The organism is Williamsia muralis (assembly GCF_002735905.1).
In the GTDB taxonomy this organism is placed as follows: Bacteria; Actinomycetota; Actinomycetes; order Mycobacteriales; family Mycobacteriaceae; genus Williamsia; species Williamsia muralis_A.
The window spans coordinates 1,531,749-1,551,069 of sequence record NZ_PEBD01000010.1; the positions used below are offsets into that span (position 1 = coordinate 1,531,749).

Annotated in this window: 14 protein-coding genes and 2 pseudogenes; 11 read left to right on the top strand and 5 right to left on the bottom strand. The window is 64.7% G+C overall.

Annotated elements, in window-relative coordinates:
• Window positions 1–226: 226 nt before the first annotated feature.
• Complete coding sequence (ileS, locus tag CSW57_RS20730) at window positions 227–3,493, top strand: isoleucine--tRNA ligase (RefSeq protein ID WP_317615614.1); 3,267 nt, start codon at window positions 227–229, stop codon at window positions 3,491–3,493.
• On the opposite strand, the gene CSW57_RS20735 is transcribed toward ileS, so the two are convergent.
• Window positions 3,490–4,236, bottom strand: coding sequence for a TetR/AcrR family transcriptional regulator (locus CSW57_RS20735; RefSeq protein WP_317615615.1), 747 nt, complete (start codon window positions 4,234–4,236; stop codon window positions 3,490–3,492). The two genes, ileS and CSW57_RS20735, sit on opposite strands and share 4 nt — an antisense overlap.
• A gap of 114 nt (window positions 4,237–4,350) precedes the next feature.
• Between CSW57_RS20735 and CSW57_RS20740 the strand changes: the two genes are divergently transcribed.
• Both CSW57_RS20740 and CSW57_RS20745 read left to right on the top strand, forming a co-directional pair.
• Window positions 4,351–4,812 carry a nitroreductase/quinone reductase family protein gene (locus CSW57_RS20740; protein ID WP_099384336.1) on the top strand — a complete coding sequence of 154 codons (462 nt, stop codon included), beginning with the start codon at window positions 4,351–4,353 and terminating at the stop codon, window positions 4,810–4,812.
• Window positions 4,813–4,879: 67 nt separating this feature from the next.
• Window positions 4,880–6,241, top strand: coding sequence for a DNA polymerase IV (locus CSW57_RS20745; protein WP_099384674.1), 1,362 nt, complete (start codon window positions 4,880–4,882; stop codon window positions 6,239–6,241).
• A 3-nt stretch (window positions 6,242–6,244) separates the two neighbouring features.
• Here the strand turns inward: CSW57_RS20745 and CSW57_RS24820 are convergent, their stop codons facing one another.
• Together CSW57_RS24820 and CSW57_RS24825 are read right to left on the bottom strand one after the other, a co-directional pair.
• The gene (locus CSW57_RS24820; protein WP_317615618.1) at window positions 6,245–6,559 is read right to left on the bottom strand and encodes a TetR-like C-terminal domain-containing protein; all 315 of its coding nucleotides are present in this window, start codon (window positions 6,557–6,559) and stop codon (window positions 6,245–6,247) included.
• A gap of 99 nt (window positions 6,560–6,658) precedes the next feature.
• Window positions 6,659–6,817: pseudogene (locus CSW57_RS24825) on the bottom strand (TetR/AcrR family transcriptional regulator); the annotation flags it as partial.
• A gap of 54 nt (window positions 6,818–6,871) precedes the next feature.
• Between CSW57_RS24825 and CSW57_RS20755 the strand changes: the two are divergent.
• Window positions 6,872–7,530: pseudogene (locus CSW57_RS20755) on the top strand (lysophospholipid acyltransferase family protein).
• Window positions 7,531–7,684: 154 nt separating this feature from the next.
• A complete protein-coding gene (locus tag CSW57_RS20760; protein WP_189339341.1) occupies window positions 7,685–9,250 on the top strand; it encodes an HNH endonuclease signature motif containing protein in 1,566 nt (521 codons plus the stop codon).
• A gap of 62 nt (window positions 9,251–9,312) precedes the next feature.
• Here the strand turns inward: CSW57_RS20760 and CSW57_RS20765 are convergent, their stop codons facing one another.
• Window positions 9,313–10,245: an asparaginase gene (locus tag CSW57_RS20765; protein ID WP_223249370.1), complete on the bottom strand. Its 933-nt coding sequence runs from the start codon at window positions 10,243–10,245 to the stop codon at window positions 9,313–9,315.
• A 147-nt stretch (window positions 10,246–10,392) separates the two neighbouring features.
• Here CSW57_RS20765 and CSW57_RS20770 point away from each other — a divergent pair, with 147 nt between their 5' ends.
• Entirely contained in the window at window positions 10,393–10,932 is a 540-nt protein-coding gene (locus tag CSW57_RS20770) for a hypothetical protein (RefSeq protein ID WP_223249371.1), read from the top strand.
• A gap of 61 nt (window positions 10,933–10,993) precedes the next feature.
• Here the strand turns inward: CSW57_RS20770 and CSW57_RS20775 are convergent, their stop codons facing one another.
• Entirely contained in the window at window positions 10,994–11,977 is a 984-nt protein-coding gene (locus CSW57_RS20775; protein WP_099384340.1) for a hypothetical protein, read from the bottom strand.
• Window positions 11,978–12,001: 24 nt separating this feature from the next.
• Here CSW57_RS20775 and lspA point away from each other — a divergent pair, with 24 nt between their 5' ends.
• The 5 genes from lspA (at window position 12,002) to dnaE (ending at window position 19,308) form a co-directional block, all read left to right on the top strand.
• Window positions 12,002–12,694 (top strand): signal peptidase II, encoded by a 693-nt coding sequence (lspA, locus tag CSW57_RS20780; RefSeq protein ID WP_099384341.1) that lies wholly within the window; start codon window positions 12,002–12,004, stop codon window positions 12,692–12,694.
• The gene (locus CSW57_RS20785; protein WP_030172828.1) at window positions 12,687–13,613 is read left to right on the top strand and encodes an RluA family pseudouridine synthase; all 927 of its coding nucleotides are present in this window, start codon (window positions 12,687–12,689) and stop codon (window positions 13,611–13,613) included. Before lspA ends, CSW57_RS20785 begins: the two co-directional genes overlap by 8 nt.
• Window positions 13,614–13,616: 3 nt before the next feature.
• Window positions 13,617–14,294 carry a hypothetical protein gene (locus CSW57_RS20790; protein WP_099384342.1) on the top strand — a complete coding sequence of 226 codons (678 nt, stop codon included), beginning with the start codon at window positions 13,617–13,619 and terminating at the stop codon, window positions 14,292–14,294.
• Window positions 14,295–14,355: 61 nt separating this feature from the next.
• On the top strand, window positions 14,356–15,603 hold the full coding sequence (locus CSW57_RS20795) for a serine/threonine-protein kinase (protein ID WP_099384343.1): 1,248 nt from the start codon (window positions 14,356–14,358) through the stop codon (window positions 15,601–15,603).
• 156 nt (window positions 15,604–15,759) lie between these two features.
• Window positions 15,760–19,308 (top strand): DNA polymerase III subunit alpha, encoded by a 3,549-nt coding sequence (gene dnaE / locus CSW57_RS20800; protein WP_099384344.1) that lies wholly within the window; start codon window positions 15,760–15,762, stop codon window positions 19,306–19,308.
• Window positions 19,309–19,321 lie beyond the last annotated feature (13 nt).

The following is a 19,321-nucleotide window of genomic DNA, read 5'->3' on the forward strand; positions in this document are numbered from 1 at the left end:
GTTGATCCGGCCATCACCGGGGAGCTCTCGGAAGAACAGGACAGCCCTGGCGGTCCCCAGTAGAACCGGGCGGGTGAGGTCCGTCAACGCCTCGACGATTACCGGCGTCTCGCCGGCAGATCGACCGAGTGGCGTCCCACGGACGCAAGCGGGGTGGTACCGCGGCCGATGAATCATCGGTTCGTCCCCGTGCCAGGCAGCAAAGCCGACGCACGAGGAGACGGTAGTGACCACACAGGACCCGATATCAGCCCCATCGACGAGTGGCTCAGCAACTCGCGTGTACCCGCTGGTCGATCTCACCGGGGGAACCAAGGCCGGAGCGCCGTCTTTTCCCGAGGTCGAGAAGCGAGTACTCGACTACTGGCAGGCCGACGACACGTTCCGGGCGTCGATCGACAACCGGGCCGACGCGCCTGAGTTCGTCTTCTACGACGGGCCCCCCTTTGCCAACGGGCTGCCGCACTACGGCCACCTCCTCACCGGGTACGTGAAAGACCTCGTTCCGCGTTTCCAGACGATGCGAGGCAAGAAGGTCGATCGCCGCTTCGGCTGGGACACCCACGGCCTGCCTGCGGAACTGGAGGCCGAACGCCAGCTCGGGATCACCGACAAGTCCCAGATCGAGACCATGGGCGTCGCAAAGTTCAACGACTACTGCCGCGCATCGGTGCTGCGCTACACCGACGAGTGGCGGGAGTACGTGACGCGCCAGGCTCGATGGGTCGACTTCGACAACGATTACAAGACCCTCGACATCGACTTCATGGAATCGGTGATGTGGGCGTTCAAGGCGCTCCATGACAAGGGCCTGATCTACCAGGGCTACCGCGTGCTGCCGTACTCCTGGTACGAGCAGACTCCGTTGTCGAATCAGGAGAGCAAGCTCGACGACGCCTACAAGATGCGCCAGGATCCGGCTGTCACGGTGCGAATGACCCTGCGTCCCAGCGATACCGGTCCTGCTGCGCTCGACGGGGTGGAAGCCCTGATCTGGACGACCACACCATGGACACTGCCGTCGAACCTGGCCATCGCCGTCAATCCGGAGTTCGAATACAGCCACGTTCGCGGGGAGGACGGGCAGCAGTACCTGCTCGCCACCGCGTTGCTCGGCAGCTACGCACGTGAGTTGGGTTCGGAGCCCGAGGTTCTGGGGACCTACCTGGGTGCCGAACTGGAGAACGTGCACTACACCCCGCCATTCGACTTTTTCGCGGGTCATGAGGGTGCGCACCGTGTTCTGCTGGGTGACTACGTCACCACCGACAGCGGTACCGGAATCGTCCACCTCGCACCGGCTTTCGGTGAAGAGGACATGGAGCTCGCGACCGCGTACGGCATCGAGGTGGTGCAACCGCTGGATGCAGGCGGGCGATTCACGAGTCTGGTAGCTCCCTACGAGGGCCTGCAGGTCTTCGACGCGAACCCGGTGATCATCAAGGACCTCAAAGCCGCGGGCAAGATCCTGCGCCACGAGACCATCGAGCACTCCTATCCGCATTCATGGCGGTCGGGAAAGCCGTTGATCTACATGGCGGTGCCCTCCTGGTTTGTCGCGGTCACCACATTCCGCGACCGGATGGTGGAGCTCAACAAGCAGATCGAGTGGTCGCCGGAGCACATCCGGGACGGCCAATTCGGTAAGTGGCTCGAAGGGGCCAAGGACTGGAACATCAGCCGCAACAGGTACTGGGGTGCGCCCATCCCCGTATGGGTGTCCGACGATCCCGAGTACCCGCGGGTCGACGTGTACGGCAGTCTCGACGAGCTCGAGCGTGACTTCGGCGTGCGTCCCGACAACCTGCACCGCCCGTTCATCGACGAGCTCACTCGCGCCAATCCTGATGACCCGAGCGGTGAGTCGACGATGCGCCGGGTTCCGGAGGTGCTGGACTGCTGGTTCGAGTCCGGTTCGATGCCGTATGCACAGGTGCATTACCCGTTCGAGAACACCGATTGGTTCGAGGGAACGGACTCTGTACCGGAGACGGAGCGGAGCGGAGCTCGACCAGCTGTACCGGGCCACAGCCCGGGTGACTTCATCGTCGAGTACAACGGGCAGACGCGCGGATGGTTCTACAACCTGCACGTCCTGTCGACCGCACTGTTCGACCGGCCGGCGTTCCGTACCGTCGCCGCCCACGGCATCGTGCTGGGCGACGACGGCCAGAAGATGTCGAAGTCGAAGCGCAACTACCCCGACGTGAACGAGGTGTTCGACCGTGACGGCAGCGATGCCATGCGGTGGTTCCTGATGGCCTCTCCGATCCTGCGGGGTGGCAACCTGGTGGTGACCGAGCGCGGCATCCGCGAGGGTGTTCGGCAGGCGTTGTTACCGCTGTGGAACGCGTACAGCTTCCTGCAGTTGTATGCGGACCGGCCTGCGCAGTGGAGTACCGGCTCGGCCAATGTGCTCGATCGGTACATCCTGGCCAAGGCAGCCGCCACTCGCGATGTGATGACCGGGCAGATGGAGACCTATGACATCGCGGGGGCGTGCGACGAGTTCCGTCACTTCTGCGACGCCCTCACCAATTGGTATGTGCGCCGGTCCCGTTCGCGTTTCTGGGCAGGCCAGGACGATGCGCCCGAGGCCTTCGACACGCTGTACACCGTGCTCGAGGTGGCCTGCCGCCTTGCGGCGCCGCTCTTGCCACTCGCCACGGAGGCGATCTGGCGGGGCCTGACCGGAGGTCGCTCGGTCCACCTCACCGATTGGCCGGCCGATGACGAATTGCCGGCCGATCCTGATCTGGTTGCGGCGATGGATGATGTGCAGGCCGTCTGCTCGGTGGCCTCGAGTCTGCGCAAGGCGAACAAGCTCCGGGTACGCCTGCCGCTGCCGTCGTTGACCGTGGCATCCGCCGATGCCGAGCGGTTGCGGCCGTATTCCGATCTGATCGCCGACGAGATGAACGTGAAGTCCGTGCGTCTGACCGATGATGCGGACCAATACGGCCGGGTCGAGCTCGCGGTGAACGCCAGAGTTGCCGGACCCCGTCTGGGCAAAGACGTCCAGCGCGTCATCAAGGCGGTCAAGGCGGGCAACGTCACGATCGACGAGCGTGATGGTGTCGACGTGGTCAGTGCTGACGGCATCGAGCTGCTCGAAGGTGAGTACACGCGCAAACTCGTTGCAGTGCAGCCGGAGTCGACCGCAGAGCTGCCTGCCGGGGCGGGTCTGGTGGTGTTGGACACGTCCGTCACCGAGGAACTCGAGGCCGAGGGCTGGGCCAAGGACCGCATCCGCGAGCTGCAAGAAGCGCGCCGCGCGGCAGGGTTGGACGTATCCGACCGCATCCGTGTGACACTCGCAGTGCCCGACAACCATGTCGAGTGGGCGCAGCGGCACCGCGATCTGATCGCCAGGGAAGTTCTTGCGGTCGAGCTCGACCTGGTGGCCGGTCACGACGGCAATGCCGCCGGCGAGTGGGTGGCCTTGGGTGACGGTGTGCAAGCGACGCTGGTGAAGGCGAACAAGGCCGATTAACCAACTGTCGGCTGCGCGTGGCCGAGTCCGATCCGATCGAGTACGCCGCCGATCTGGAGGTCGAACAGGACCTCCGGATCGGTTGGCGGTTCGGATCCGAACTGGCCGAACACTTCCAGGCTCGTCAGCCCAACCGTGGTGGCCCACAGCAGGATCGCCGTATGAACGTGCTGGTCGTCGATGTCGAGGGCGAACTCGTCTCTGATCGGCGCGAAGCCGGCACCTGGTAAATCGCCGTAGCTCGGTTGATCTCCGATCCGCCCGGCAGTTGCCGCCTGCTGCAACGTCTTCAGCAGCAGGCCGACAACGCGCGTGCCCGGCTCGGTGGTCAACTCCGCGGGTGCCTGGTAGCCGGGCACGGGGCTGCCGTACAGCAGTGCGTAGCGGGCCGGTTCGGCCACTGCCCATCGTCGGAAAGCTTGGCAGCTGACCATCAGTCGTTCCCGGAATGCGTCCGAGGCGGCCGATTCGTGGGCTTCCACCACGTGGTCTGCCAACTCGGTGTACGCATCCACCACCAGCAGCGTCAACAACTGGTCGCGGTTGGCGACGTACCGGTAGACGGCGGACGAGACCAGGTCGAGGTCGCGTGCGATGGCACGCAGCGACAGCGCCGCAGCGCCATATCGAGCCAGATGAGCGCGGCCGAGTTCGAGGATGCGTTCCTGGGTACGGGCACGGGCCATCGCGCGCGGTGTCGACTCCGTCGCGGTCTTCTCTCGGTGGGGCGATTGCGGGGGCACTCGTCCATCCTCACACAAAAGAGAGCAGTGCTCTTGCATTCTCGGCGACTGGGGCGCACACTCGGAGAAACAGAGAGCAGTGCTCTCATCGACTCGAGACACCCAGGAGCCACCATGACCGCCACGACCCACTACAACAAGCCTGGTAAGTCCGTTGCCGTGTTCAACTCGGTTGTCGCCTGGATGGCTGACCGTGGGATCACACTCGCCGGCGCCCGCACGCTCGAGGTCCGGGGTCGCAAGACCGGTGCGATCCAGCGCATCCCGGTCAACCCGTTGCGTCTGGACGGCCGGACATTCCTGATCGGTGCTCGCGGAGAGACGCAGTGGGCGAGGAATGTGCGGGCGTCGGGGGAGTGCACGCTGCGCGGTGGCCGGACTTCGACGACCTACCGCGTCACCGAGCTGGCCCATGCGGACAAGCCGTCGGTACTTCGCCCATATCTCAAGCGCTGGGGTTGGGAGGTTGCGTCGTTGATGCCCGTCAAGATCTCCGCAGGCTCGAGTGATGACGAACTGACCGCTGCGGGCCCGGCCATTCCCGTGTTCGAGCTGACGCCGGTGCACGTCCGCTGATCAGCCGGACGGGGCATACCATCACTGTGTGCGGGTGCAGGACGGGAACATCAGTTCCCGGTGGGTGATGCATATCGACATGGACGCGTTCTTCGCATCCGTCGAGCAGCTCACCCGTCCAACACTTCGAGGCCGCCCGGTGCTGGTCGGGGGACTGGGCGGCCGAGGAGTGGTCGCCGGCTGCAGCTATGAGGCGCGGGTCTTCGGAGCTCACTCGGCAATGCCGATGCACCAAGCGCGCCGATTGGTCGGTCCGGGCGCCGTCGTCCTCCCGCCCCGCGGATCCGTCTACCGGGCGGTGAGCCTGCGTGTCTTCGGCCTGATTCGCGCCCAGGTTCCTGTCATCGAGATGTTGTCGTTCGATGAGGCTTTCGCCGAGCCGGTCGAACTGGCAGGCGCGCCGGCCGACGTCGCCGCAGCTTTTGCCGAGCGCCTCCGGGCCCGTATTCGGGACGAGCTGGGTCTGGCCGCCTCGGTCGGCTTCGGGAGTGGCAAGCAGATCGCAAAGATCGCGTCGGGTATGGCGAAACCGGACGGTGTGGTGGTGGTGACGCCGGGGGAGCAGCGCGAGTTCCTCGCCCGGCTGCCCGTGCGCAAACTCTGGGGCATCGGCCCGGTCGCCGGGGAACGATTGCAGCGCTTGGGAATCGACACCATCGGAGACCTCGCTCGGATGTCGACGCTGGAAGTGTCGTCGGTTCTCGGTGCCACTGTGGGGCCCGGGTTGCACCTGCTGGCTCAGGGGATAGATGACCGGCCGGTCGCTGAACGGGCATCGGCCAAGCAGATCAGCGCCGAATCGACGTTTGCCGAGGACATCACCGACCTCGGGCATCTGCGCGGTGCTGTCGAGCGGGCTGCGACGTCTGCGCATCGGAGGCTGCTCGCCGACGGGCGGGGCTCGCGCACGGTGGTGGTCAAGCTGAAGAAGTCGGACATGTCGGTGCTGACCCGGTCGACCACGCTCGCTGCGGCGACCACCGAATTACCCGTACTCGCTGCTGCCGCGCAGCGGCTGGCGTTGGACCCCCAGGAGATCGGGCCCATCCGGCTTGTCGGCGTCGGTTTTTCGGGATTGACGGCGGTGCAGCAGTTTGCGATGTTCCCAGAGCTCGACTCCACCTTCGACGCCCCCGAGTCGAGCGCGGAATCGACATCGGAGGAGATGTACCACCCGGGCGGTCGCGACCCCAACGCCGACCGACTGCGTTGGACCACCGGTAATGACGTGCACCATCGCGAGTTCGGGCACGGGTGGGTTCAGGGCAGCGGTCACGGACGGGTCACGGTCCGGTTCGAAACACGAAGTCGCGGTCCGGGATTCGCCAAGACGTTCTCGCTGGACGATCCGCAGCTGGAAGTGGCGGACCCTCTGCTCAGCCTGGATTGGCCTGAGGAATTCCTCCGGTTTGCGAACGAAGACGAGTAGTGGTTACTGCTCGGCAGCTGCGTGTAGGTGGACAAACACCGCGTCGGTCAGCAGAGCCTCCACGTTTGTCTCGAACACGTCGAGCGCACGAGTCGCGGTCAGCATGGCGATTCCGTGTATCGACGCCCACAGCAACAAGGCTCGGCGGCTCGTCTGCTCGCGCCCGACACTGTCCGCAAACAGTTCTTCGACGGTTGTGAGCATGGGGATCGTCGTAACGCGCAGGTTTTCGCCTCCGCCTTCGAGTAGATCGTGGCGGAACAGGAGTTCGAACATCCCGGGTCGGCGTGCGGCGAAATCGACGTAAGCGCGAGCCATCGCTGACAGTCTTGTATTCGGTGAAGTAGACGGCTCAGAATCTGACTCCGCCATAGCTGTTTTCAGATCGTCCAGGCCGACCGCTGCGATTGCCGCCAACAAACTTCGGTGAGTGGGGAAGTAGCGCCTCGGCGCTCCGTGTGACACGCCCGCGTGTCGCGCAATCGATCTGAGTCCGACCGAAGCGAGACCCGCAGTGTCGACGAGTTCGATGCCTGCCTGCACCAAGAGCGCCCTTGTATCTGGAGGATCCGCCATGTAGACAGTGTCTACCAGCGATGTAGACACTGTCTACAGGAGGAGGGTCAATCCATGTGGTACTGGCTTTTCAAATATGTCCTGATCGGCCCCTTCCTGCGGCTCGTCGCCCGTCCACACGTCGTCGGGTTGTCGAACTTCCCCACCACCGGACCCGTCATCGTGGCGGCGAACCACTTGGCGGTGGTCGACTCTCTGGTGATGGTTCTCGTGTTGCCGCGCCGGGTCACCTTTGTCGCCAAGGAGGAGTACTTCACGGGCACGGGTATTCGCGCTGTGTGCAGCGGTGGTTCTTCTCGGCCACCGGACAACTTTCCATTGACCGCCGAGGGGGTGTCGCGAGCGTCTCCGCACTCGATGAAGCTGTTTCCATCGTCGGTGCCGGCGGCGTGTGGGGCATCCACCCTGAGGGCTCGCGGTCGAGAGATGGGCTGCTGCACCGGGGAAGAACCGGCGTGATGCGTGTCGCCTTGGCGACGGGTGCGCCGGTTGTGCCTCTGGCACTCAAGGGAACCGACCGCGTGAATCCTCCTGGCGCGCGGCTGTGGCGGCCTGGCAAAGTGCACGTCGTCGTCGGGCAGCCCCTCGTATTGTCGACATTCTCCGCTGATAGTCCAACGGATGTCCGTGAGGCCACGGACCATCTGATGGCGACCCTCTCGCGATTGTCGGGCCAGCAGTACGTCGACAGCTACACGCAACGCGCTGCTTGAATATTCTCTCTGTCAACACATTTGATTCTCTCCCAACGCGAATAGGCGATCGAGACGGGTTCGAAAATATGTTCGACAATGTCGGGTTCTGTTGGTAGACTTGGTGAAAGGGGTTCGAGGGCTGGGGGGCTTGTCGATGAGTGATTCTGTGACGGTGGATCCACCGCCAATGCCGGTGTTGGTGGGGTTGTATCGCGATCTCGATGCGGTGTTGCAGCGGATTGCTGGTGCGTCATCAGCTGATGTTGATGATGTGCAAGTTGCTGAGTTGGTGCGGGTGAACGAGAGAGTTGTTCGGGCACTTGCGTTTCAGGGTCTCAAGCGGTTGCAGGAGGTGAATGATCGGGGTTTGTTTCGTAAGGCTGGTCATTCGACGTTGCACCGGTTTGTGATGAGTGAGCTGCGGGTGTCTCGTGGTGATGCCTCGTCACGGTTGAAAGCGCTCGATGCTGCCGGTGTGTTGTTGTCGATGCAGGGTGAGGCGTTGCCACCTAAGTGTCCGGCCGCATCCCAAGCGTTGGCCGACGGTGCAATCGGGTTGGCGCACACGGACGTGATGCTCAAAGTCCGCGACAAAATCCCGCACAAGTCAGCGCCAGAAGTGTACGACCTGGTCGACGCGTGGATGACCGACAACGCCCGCACCCTGGGCCCCACCGAACTCGAGGTGTGTGGGCGGGAAGTGTTGGCCCGGGTCGATCCGGACGGGACGCTCACCGATGACGTCGACCGCAAACGCAACCGGGGTTTGTCCGACGGTCCCCAAGGGTTGGACATGATGAGCAAGCTCTCCGGAAATCTGGATCCGGCGACGTTGGCGCTGTTTCGGACGGTGATGGATGTGTGGGCAGCACCCGGGATGAACAATCCTGACGACCCGAACTCACCCACCGGGGCCGTCGATGACCCGACCATGGACCCAGCAATCATCGAGGCCGCGGCCGGGCGTGACACCCGCTCCCGTGCCCAACGTCAACACGACGCGTTCAAAGCAATCCTCAAAACCATCCTCGAGTACAAACTGCTCGGCACCTCCCACCGTGGCCTGCCAGTGCAGGTCATCATCACGATGACCAAACAACAACTCGACGAGGCCGCCGGGATCGCCCACACCGCCTCCGGCGTCGACCTGCCGGTCAAAGATGCTCTCGAACTCGCCTCCCGCGCGGAGTGGTCGTTGGCGGTGTTCGCCAACCACTCCGCCGACGTCCTGTACTTCGCACGCGCCAAACGCACCGCCCAACAAGGCCAACGGATGGCACTGTTCGCCAAAGACCGAGGCTGCACCAGCCCGGGTTGTCGTAACCCGATCTCCTGGACCGAAATCCATCACACCACCGCCTGGGCCGACGGCGGACACACCGACATCGACGAACTGGCCCCGGCCTGCATCCCGCACCACGCGATGATCGGACCCGGCGAGGATCAATGGCAAACCATCATGCTCCGCGACGGACCCGACGCCGGCCGAGTCGCATGGATCCCACCGAAATACATCGACCCGGACCAACAACCAAGAATCAACCGAGCCCACCACACCGACCACACCATCGAAGCGGCATGGCAAAAAATCATCGCCGAACGCCAACAGGCACTCAACGAACGGGAACAACGCATGCAGCTCCAGCAACACAACCCGGCCGAGGCAATGGCGAACCCAGAGAGCAACGGCACGGGTGACTGCGACGACACGGGTGACTGCGACGATTCAACGAATTGATCCGAGAAGTAAGCGGCCCGAGCGCACATGAGGCACGGCGCGCGAGCTCCGGGGCCAGACGTCTATTCCGCGGCGAAAAACGCCGCGACATCGGCATGCCCTGCGCCACCGGCGAGCAACGCCTGCAAGGTAATTCGCGCCTGGGGCCCCCGCAACCACGGCGAGATGATCGCACCACGGGCGGCCAGATCAACAGCGCCACCGCCGCCGCTATACGTCGCGACGATCTCTCCCCGCGGAACACGGGAAGACACGACCACCACAACGCCACGGCCGATGACGTCGGCCACCGCATCCACCACCCGCGGGTGCGTGTTACCGGAACCCGTGGCAATCAACACGATTCCCGCCGAGCCCGCGTCCGCGCACCAACCAACGATCGAGGGGTCGACGCCGGGATACAACATCACGATGTCCACCCGCGTGCCGGCGATGAGAGCCGGCGTGAGCAGAGGCCGCGGGAGATTCGGACGCACGGTGGCAAAAGGAGCATCTGCAACGCTGTCGAACTTGGCGGTGCCACGAGCCGGTACCAGCGTGCCACCCATCGCGATGAGAACTCCGCGGTCGCGAGACACGGGATCGACCGCCGCAGCGATGGCAGCAGACAGGTTCGCCGGACCATCGGCGTCAGGTGAATCCGCCGGACGCTGGGCCCCGGTCATGATCACCGGCCGGGGATCGGCGTGCATCAGATCGATGAGCATCGCCGTCTCCTCCATGGTGTCGGTGCCGTGAGTCAGCACCACGCCCGTCACCGATGGATCATCGAGCTCGGCCACCACCGCCGACCGCACCGCGTCGAGGTCCTCCGGCAACAGAGACGATGAATCGAGGTGGAGTACGTCGCGGGTCCGAAGCTCGAGACCCGCCTCGGTGTGGTGTGCCACCAGCGCTTCTGCGGCGACCGCCGGACGTGCGCCATCGGCGAATCGACGACTGGCGATGGTGCCACCAGTGGTGAGAATCGACACCAGAGGTTGTGTTCTGACCACGCCGCCAGCTTCGACGGCTAAACCGCTATGCGTCAACTCGGCATGTTTTTGGCATAGTGGGGCAGGACCGACGGCCCAAGCGGCCGACCGACTAGTTCTCACGGCCTCCATTTCGGTGGTAGCGGTGACAATGAGTAAGGACGGATTTTGAAGCTTCGCAAGTTCGTGACCGCCGGCGTCGCACTATGCGCCTTTGTTTCCATCGCTGCCTGTTCAGACGACGGCGGTAGCGACGACCCCACCACCACAACGACCACCACCTCGGTCGCCGGGCCGAGCGACTCGGCCGACCCTAGCGGCGCTCCGGGCCTCACCGACCCCAAGAAGCCGCCGACGGCCGCCGCGCTCAATGACATGTTGACGGTGGCGCTCGATCCCAACATCCCGAATACGGAGAAGACCGAACTGGTCGAGGGATCGGATGCGGATCCAGAGATCTTCGACAAGCTGATCGCGGGTATGAAGGCCAACCCCGACGTCACCTACGAGATCGTCGCCCCCGTGCGTCCCGCCGGAGCCAACCAGGCCAAGGCCAACGTGAAGATCAACTTCCCTGACCAGCCGCAGACGCAGGTCGAGGCGCTGATCGCCTATAACGAGGGACGTTGGAAGCTGTCCAAGACGACGGTGTGCCTGCTGCTCAGCGGAGCCAACGAGAAGAGCCCGATGTGCCCAGCAACTAGCTGACACCCACATCAGAACAAGAAGCGCCGCAGACTAACGTCTGCGGCGCTTTTTCGTGTCGGCGTCAGTTGGCCGGCGACCACGCCGAATCGAACCCGAGAAGCTGACTGAACGGTTGTGCTCCCTCGGCGCCGACGAGGGTCCGGCCCCCTGAGATCTTCAGCTGGCCCGAAACCGGCACGCCCCTGGCCAGGTCGATCACCACTGAACCGGCCCCGGTCATCGAGTAGGCGTCGATGGTCAACACCCCACCATCGGGGAGCCGGAACGCTGAGTCGGTGGGCGATTCGTCGATGCTGTAGTCGATGGTCAGCCGCTCGCCCTCGCGGGCGGTGAGAGTGGCGGTGATCGTCTGACGCACCGTCGCCCCGGCGTTCACCGTCCGCACGGCCTGCCAGCGCGCCCCGACCCCGATCGGCTCGGTCGGCAGGGTCACAGACCGCTGCAGCGTCGCGACCAGCGCTTCTTCGACGGCCTGACGGGCACTGTCGTCGGCTTTCTCGGTAGGCAGGATCCGCAGCGAGATGGGCGCCACGCCGGGCCCGATGCTCATGCCCGCCCGCGAGCCGTTCTGGGCCTCGAGCGCCTGGTCCAGGGCAGTGTCGGGGGAACCTGCATCTCCGATCCGGAGATCGATGTCGGTTGCGTCCGTGCAATTGACCCTGACCGTCATCGGCAGATCCACTGTGGTCGCGCCCGACTCGGCATCCTGCTGCCCGCTCGCCGAAGCAAACGTCGACGTGGTGACCAACTTCGCCGACTGCGCGGTCCCGCGATCGAATCCCGCCACCGGCACCGACCTTGGCTCGGCGCCGTTCGTCTCCACCGTGACCTTCGCCGGAGGCACCGGCAAGAGCGCCGCAGAGCTGGAACCGGCCGTCGAATCGGTGGCGCACCCCGACGGCGGCGGAGGCGGCGGTTCGTCATCGGAACCGCAGCCGGCGAGCCCGATCGCCACAACCGTCACCGCCGAGATCACAACCGGCGTGTTGAGCAGACGGGACGACAGGGGGCCGGAGGTGGCGCGGGCGAGAGCTGGATGGGACACGGCAGCCAGCGTATCGACCGGGTCATGGATGATGGACAGGTGACAAGCGAGAAAGGGTCCAGACCGTCGAGCGAACCCCGACCGTCGAACGAGCCCTCCCCGTCGGACAACCCGGCCGACAGCACGTCGGGCAACCCCACCCGTCCCAGGATGTGGTTGATCCTCTTGGTCGTGGCGGTCACCGTGCTGGTTGCCGATCTGATCACCAAGATCGTCGCGGTCGCCCTGATCGAACCCGGCGACCCGGTGGAGATCATCGGCGACACCGTCACCTTCAAGCTCGTACGGAACAGTGGCGCCGCATTCTCGATGGCCACCGGCTATACGTGGATCCTTACGCTGATCGCGCTCGCCGTGGTCGCGGGCATCATCCGCTACAGCCATCGGCTCGGATCGATCTGGTGGGCGCTCGGTCTCGGTCTTGTGCTCGGCGGTGCTCTCGGTAACCTGATCGACCGCATCTTCCGGGCGCCAGGCCCGCTGCGCGGCCATGTGGTCGACTTCGTGTCGGTGGGCTGGTGGCCCGTGTTCAACGTCGCCGACTCCGCCGTGGTGTGCGGCGCGATCGGTCTGGTGGTGCTCACCCTGTTCGGATTCGAGTTCGACGGAACGCGTTCGGGCGGAGCAGAAGACGCCGTCGACCCTGCCCGGTCCGACTCCAACTCCGACACCGCGACCGGCTCGGCGCAGAGCGACCGTCAGGCACCCGATGCGTGAATCACGGTCGATGCCGATCCCGGATGGGATCGACGGAATGCGCACCGACGCAGGCGTTGCCCGCATGCTCGGATTGTCGAGGACGGTGGCGGCTCAACTCGCCGACGACGGGGACATCAGCGTCGACGGTTCGCCGGTCGGCAAGTCCCACAAGCTTGTCGGCGGTCAATGGCTCGAGGTGCTGTTACCGGCACCGGCCCGCGTGCTCACCATCGAGGCGCAGCCGGTCGAGGGCATGGAGATCATCTACTCTGACGACGACATCGTGGTGGTCGACAAACCGGTCGGCGTCGCGGCACACGCGTCGGTGGGATGGACCGGACCTACGGTGATCGGCGGACTGGCTGCCGCAGGTTTCCGGATCTCCACATCGGGGTCGCACGAACGGCAGGGCATCGTGCACCGCCTCGACGTCGGGACTTCCGGGGTGATGGTCGTCGCCACGTCGGAACGGGCCTACACACTGCTCAAACGGGCGTTCAAACAGCGAACTGTGGACAAGCGCTATCACGCTGTGGTGCAAGGTCATCCGGACCCGCCCACCGGCACCATCGACGCCCCGATCGGTCGTAGTCGTGGCAACGACTGGAAGTTCACGGTGTCCGCGGCGGGCAAGCCCAGCATCACCCACTACGACACCATCGAGATGTTCCGCGCGGCAAGCCTTCTCGACGTTCATCTGGAAACAGGGAGGACGCACCAGATCAGAGTGCACTTCTCGGCTCTCCATCATCCGTGCTGCGGCGACCTCACCTACGGTGCCGATCCGGTACTGGCCAAACGGCTGGGGCTGGAGCGCCAATGGCTGCACGCTCGCGCCCTGTCGTTCGCCCACCCCTCCGACGGTCGTTTGGTGGAGTTCACCAGCCCATACCCCGACGACTTGCAGCATGCACTTGATGAATTGCGTGCCGGCTAGCAGGTGAAGGTCCCAGCTCGCACCACCGTCCTGGCGGTCGCCGTCCTGGTGTTCGTCGTCGGCGGCCTCTATGTGGTCGGGCGGCTCAATCCTGCGCCGTCCGCCCCGGTCACCACCGACATCTTGGGTCCTGAGAATGGCGAGCAGGTGTCGGACTACATCGTTCGGGCCGCGCAGTCGCTTGAGGGGACGAGTTCGCCGGACTCGGCACGCTGGGCCATGGTTTCGTTGTCGGCGCCGGTGAGTGTCGGTGCAGCGTGGGATCTGGTCGGTTCCAGGCAACGGGTCATGCTGTCGCAGAACATCTTCAACGTGCCGATCGATCGCGTGCAGACGCCCACCGTGGTGGTGCCGACCGGCAACACCAGCGAGTCGTTCGCGGCGTCGGTGCAGGTGGGCGCGCAGGCCGTGACGAGTCGGACACCCGGTACGCCGAGGGCCGAGCAGGTGAACGAGGTCGCGGCGCGACGGCTGCAGGCGAGCTGCTCATGCCTGATCGGAATCGTCGTGAGGGCAGACGTCGCGCAACTCCGATCGATCGCTGGGAAACCGGGTATTCGCGCGGTCCAGGCACTGCCCCCTGATGCGCTCGCCGGCTTGTTCACCGTCATCCCGCTGCTGCCCTCGGCCACCACGGTGGTCGGTCCGGGGCCCGACGATGGCGAGGTCCCGGCCGCCTAGGTCGTTATATGGTGTCTTCCGAAGACGGCCCTCCGCGGACGGAGGCCGGTTAGGGGAGATCATGTTGCAGCCGGGATCCTGGATAGCGGGGTACCGGGTGGAGCGCGCTCTCGGTAGTGGCGGCATGGGCGCCGTCTACCTGGCCAAACACCCCGAACTTCCCCGCAGCGATGCCATCAAGGTCCTCGGCGAGCAGGTCGGCGCCGACGAACAGTTCCGCAAGCGATTCCTGCGCGAGGCCGAAGTCGCGGCCGGACTGGACCATCCCAACATCGTCACCATCTACAACCGCGGCCGCGACGACGGCATGCTGTGGATCGCGATGCAGTACGTCCCCGGCACCGACTGCGCGCAGGAACTGCATCGGGCACAGGAAAAGGCCGGTTCGGACGTCGGTCTGCCCCCTGCGCGCGTGGTGCGGATCGCCGGTGAGATCGCCAGAGGACTCGACTACGCCCATCGCAAGGGTTTGTTGCACAGGGACATCAAGCCGGCCAACATCCTCCTCTCGGAGGTGGAGAGCGACGAATACGGCGACGGTATCGAGCGGCGCTACTCGCTCCAGGATGACGAGCAGCGCGTGCTGCTCACGGATTTCGGCGTGGCAAAGGCAGCCAACGAAACCGAGTCGCTGACCGTGGTGGGCACTGTCCTGGCGACACTGTCGTACGCCTCACCCGAACAACTCAAGGGTCAGCCCGTCGATCCGCGCACCGACCAGTACTCGCTGGCCGCCACCGTCTTTCATCTGATCGCAGGCCGAGTGCCCTTCCGTGGCGACAGCACGGCGGACGCGATCAGTGGTCATCTGAGCAAGCCGGTCCCGAAGCTGTCGGAACTGATTCCTTCGGTGCCGCCTGCCGTCGACTCGGTGATCGCGAAGGCCATGGCCAAGGAAGCCGATGACCGTTTCGCGAACTGCCGCCAGTTCACCGATGCGTTGCAGTCCGCGTTGCGGCAGGCAAACGGGCCCGTCGGGTACCCGGCCCAAGCGGCACGCCGACCCATCACCTCCACGCCACCTCCGATGCCCGTCGCACGCCCTGACTCTGGAACGCCCCCGACCCACCAGCGGTTTCAGCCGTCACCGCCCGCGCAGCATCTCGTCTCCCAGCAGTACGATCAGGGATTCCAGCAAACCCCGGCCCCGACGGCTCATGGAAGGTCCGTGCACCCGCAGGCAGGCCAAGGCACTGCCGGACACGACACCGGTGCGCCGTCGGGTTCCAATGCGGTGATGATCGCGCTGCTCGTGGGACTGGTGGTGGTTGCGATCGCGATACTGATCGCCATCCTGCTCGTGGCCTGAGTTGTCACATCTGCACCATGCGTCACCACTACGGGAGGCGTCGGACGCGCCTGCCCGCCGGCGTCGGTACCCCCGCCTAGACTGAAGACCTTGCGTCACGGCCCCGTCTCCGGTGGCCGGCGCAGGCGTTCGAGAGTTCGAAATGAGAGGCGACGCGTGTCGGATTCGTTTGTGCATCTGCATAACCACACTGAGTACTCGATGCTTGACGGGGCGGCGAAGGTCAAACCGATGATCGCCGAGGCCACGAGGTTGGAGATGTCCGCGATCGGCATGACCGACCACGGAAACATGTTCGGCGGCAGCGAGTTCTACAACGTCGCCACCGACATGGGGGTCAAGCCCATCATCGGTATCGAGGCCTACATCGCGCCCGAGTCGCGCTTCAACACCAAGCGGGTCCTCTGGGGAAGTCGAGAGCAGAAGGGCGACGACGTCTCGGGTTCGGGCGCCTACACCCACATGACGATGGTGGCCGAGAACGCCACCGGTCTGCGTAATCTGTTCAAGCTGTCGTCGCTGGCATCCATCGAAGGCCAGCTCGGCAAGTGGTCACGTATGGACGCCGAGCTGATCGCGGCTCACGCCGAGGGCATCATCGCTACCACCGGCTGCCCGTCCGGCGAGGTCCAGACGCGTCTGCGTCTCGGCCACGAGCGTGAAGCGCTCGAAGCCGCCGCCAAGTGGCAGGACATCTTCGGGAAAGAGAACTTCTTCCTCGAATTGATGGAACACGGCCTCGAGATCGAAGGCCGGGTCCGCGACGGGCTGCTGGAGATCGGCCGCAAGCTCGGGATCCCGCCGTTGGTCACCAACGACTGCCACTACGTCACCAAGGGCCACGCGGCGAGCCACGAGGCCCTGCTCTGCGTGCAGACGGGCAAGACCCTGTCCGATCCCACGCGCTTCAAGTTCGACGGCGATGGCTACTACCTCAAGTCGGCCGCCGAGATGCGCGAGTTGTGGGACAAAGAGGTGCCCGGCGGCTGCGACAACACCCTGCTGATCGGCGAGAGGGTGCAGAGCTACGCCGAGGTGTTCGAACACCGTGACCGGATGCCGGTGTTCCCGGTGCCCGAGGGCGAAACGCAGCAGACGTGGTTGCGCAAAGAGGTGGCCCAAGGTCTCAAGACCCGGCGGTTCCCGGACCGCGAGGTGCCGCAGGAATACCTCGAGCGAGCGAACTATGAGCTGGACGTCATCATCCAGATGGGCTTTCCCGCGTACTTCCTGGTGGTCGGGGACCTCATCAGGCACGCCAACGAGGTCGGCATCCGGGTGGGGCCCGGTCGTGGTTCGGCCGCCGGTTCGCTGGTGGCCTGGGCGTTGGGCATCACCAACATCGACCCGATCCCGTACGGGTTGCTCTTCGAGCGATTCCTCAACCCCGAGCGTGTGTCGATGCCCGATATCGACATCGATTTCGACGACCGCCGCCGCGGCGACATGGTGCGTTACGCCACCGAGAGGTGGGGTAGCGACAAGGTCGCCCAGGTCATCACGTTCGGAACCATCAAGACCAAGGCCGCGATCAAGGACTCCGCCCGCGTCCAGTTCGGTCAGCCCGGATACGCCATCGCCGACCGCATCACCAAGGCGCTGCCGCCGCCCATCATGGCCAAGGACATCTCGATCGCGGGCATCACCGATCCCACACACGATCGGTACAAAGAGGCCAGCGAGGTACGCCAGCTCATCGAGACCGATCCCGATGTCAAGAAGATCTACGACACCGCACTGGGGCTCGAAGGGCTGATCCGGAACGCCGGTGTGCACGCCTGCGCGGTGATCATGTCGTCCGAACCGCTGACCGAGGCGATCCCGGTGTGGAAGCGTCCGCAGGACGGCGCCATCATCACCGGCTGGGACTACCCCTCGTGTGAGGCCATCGGCCTGTTGAAGATGGACTTCCTGGGGCTGCGCAACCTCACGGTCATCGGCGACGCGATCGACAACCTCAAGCTCAACCGCAACATGGATCTGGACCTGGATTCGTTGCCGTTGGATGATCCCAAGACCTACGAGTTGCTCGCCAGGGGAGACACCCTCGGCGTGTTCCAGCTCGACGGCGGGCCGATGCGTGAGCTCCTCAAACGTATGCAGCCCACGGGATTCGGCGACATCGTTGCGGTGCTCGCGCTGTACCGTCCCGGCCCGATGGGCATGAACGCCCACAACGACTACGCCGACCGCAAGAACAACAGGCAGCCGGTCACCCCCATCCATCCCGAGCTCGAGGACCCGCTCAAGGAGATCCTGGCCGACACCTACGGCCTGATCGTCTACCAAGAGCAGATCATGCAGATCGCCCAGAAGGTCGCCGGTTACTCGCTCGGACAGGCCGACCTGCTCCGTCGCGCCATGGGCAAGAAGAAGCTGTCCGAGCTGGAGAAGGCCTACGCCGGCTTCCGACAGGGAATGCTCGACAACGGATTCTCCGAAGCCGCGATCAAGGCACTGTGGGACACCATCCTCCCGTTCGCCGGATACGCCTTCAACAAGTCGCACGCAGCCGGCTACGGGCTGGTGTCGTTCTGGACCGCCTACCTCAAGGCCAACTACCCGGCCGAGTACATGGCCGGTCTGCTCACGTCGGTTGCCGACGACAAGGACAAGGCCGCGATCTACCTGGCCGACTGTCGGCGCCTCGGCATCACGGTGCTGCCGCCCGATGTCAACCACTCTCAGCAGAACTTTGCGGCCGTCGGTGACGACATCCGATTCGGACTCGCTGCGGTGCGCAACGTCGGAACCGGAGTGGTCGCTTCGATTCTCGCTGCGCGCGAAGAGAAGTCGAACTTCTCGAGCTTCTCGGACTACCTCGCCAAGATCAACGTCACGGCCTGCAACAAGAAGGTCACCGAGTCGCTCATCAAAGCAGGTGCCTTCGACTCGCTCGGTCACGCCCGTAAAGGGTTGTTCCTGGTCCACGCCGATGCGGTCGACGCTGTCCTGGGTACCAAAAAAGCCGAAGCCGTCGGCCAATTCGACCTGTTCGGCGACGCCGGCGGTGACGGCGGCGCAATGACCGACGACGCCTTCGCCGTCAAGGTCCCCGACGAGGAATGGGACACCAAGCACAAGCTCGCGCTGGAGCGAGAGATGCTGGGACTGTACGTGTCCGGCCACCCACTCAACGGTGTCGAGCACGTCATCTCTGCCCAGACCGATACCTCGATCAGCTCGCTCCTCGAGGGCAACGTCAAGGACGGGGCCCAGATCGTGATCGGCGGCATCATCTCCGCGGTGACCCGACGTGTCAACAAAAAAGGCGAGTCCTATGCGGTGGTGCAGATCGAGGACATGGTCGGTGGGGTCGAGGTCTACTTCTTCCCGCGCGCCTACCAGGCGTACGGCATGGACATCGCCTCGGACGCGGTGGTGCTGGTGAAGGCACGGGTCAATCTGCGCGACGACAGCATGATGATCTCCGCCAACGACCTCGCGGTTCCGGACTTGTCTCACGTGGGCGTCGGGAAGCCGATCTCCCTGACGATGCCCACCAGGCTGTGTACCGCGGACCGCGTCAGTGCGCTCAAGCAGGTACTGGTGCGCCATCCCGGCACCGCCGATGTGCACGTGCGCCTGATCAGCGGCGACAAGGCCACCACCCTCAAACTCGACGACCAACTGAGGGTCAACCCCACGTCGGCTCTGATGGGTGACCTCAAGGCGCTGTTGGGGCCCTCCTGCCTGGCTACCTGACCTTGCCGGGGGA

Coding starts and splice junctions, on each gene's coding strand:
- CSW57_RS20740 (WP_099384336.1), top strand. CDS start 4,351: ATGACCGCCACGACCCACTACAACAAGCCTGGTAAGTCCGTTGCCGTG.
- CSW57_RS20745 (WP_099384674.1), top strand. CDS start 4,880: ATGCATATCGACATGGACGCGTTCTTCGCATCCGTCGAGCAGCTCACC.
- CSW57_RS24820 (WP_317615618.1), bottom strand. CDS start 6,559: ATGGCTCGCGCTTACGTCGATTTCGCCGCACGCCGACCCGGGATGTTC.
- lspA (WP_099384341.1), top strand. CDS start 12,002: ATGGATGATGGACAGGTGACAAGCGAGAAAGGGTCCAGACCGTCGAGC.
- CSW57_RS20785 (WP_030172828.1), top strand. CDS start 12,687: ATGCGTGAATCACGGTCGATGCCGATCCCGGATGGGATCGACGGAATG.
- CSW57_RS20795 (WP_099384343.1), top strand. CDS start 14,356: ATGTTGCAGCCGGGATCCTGGATAGCGGGGTACCGGGTGGAGCGCGCT.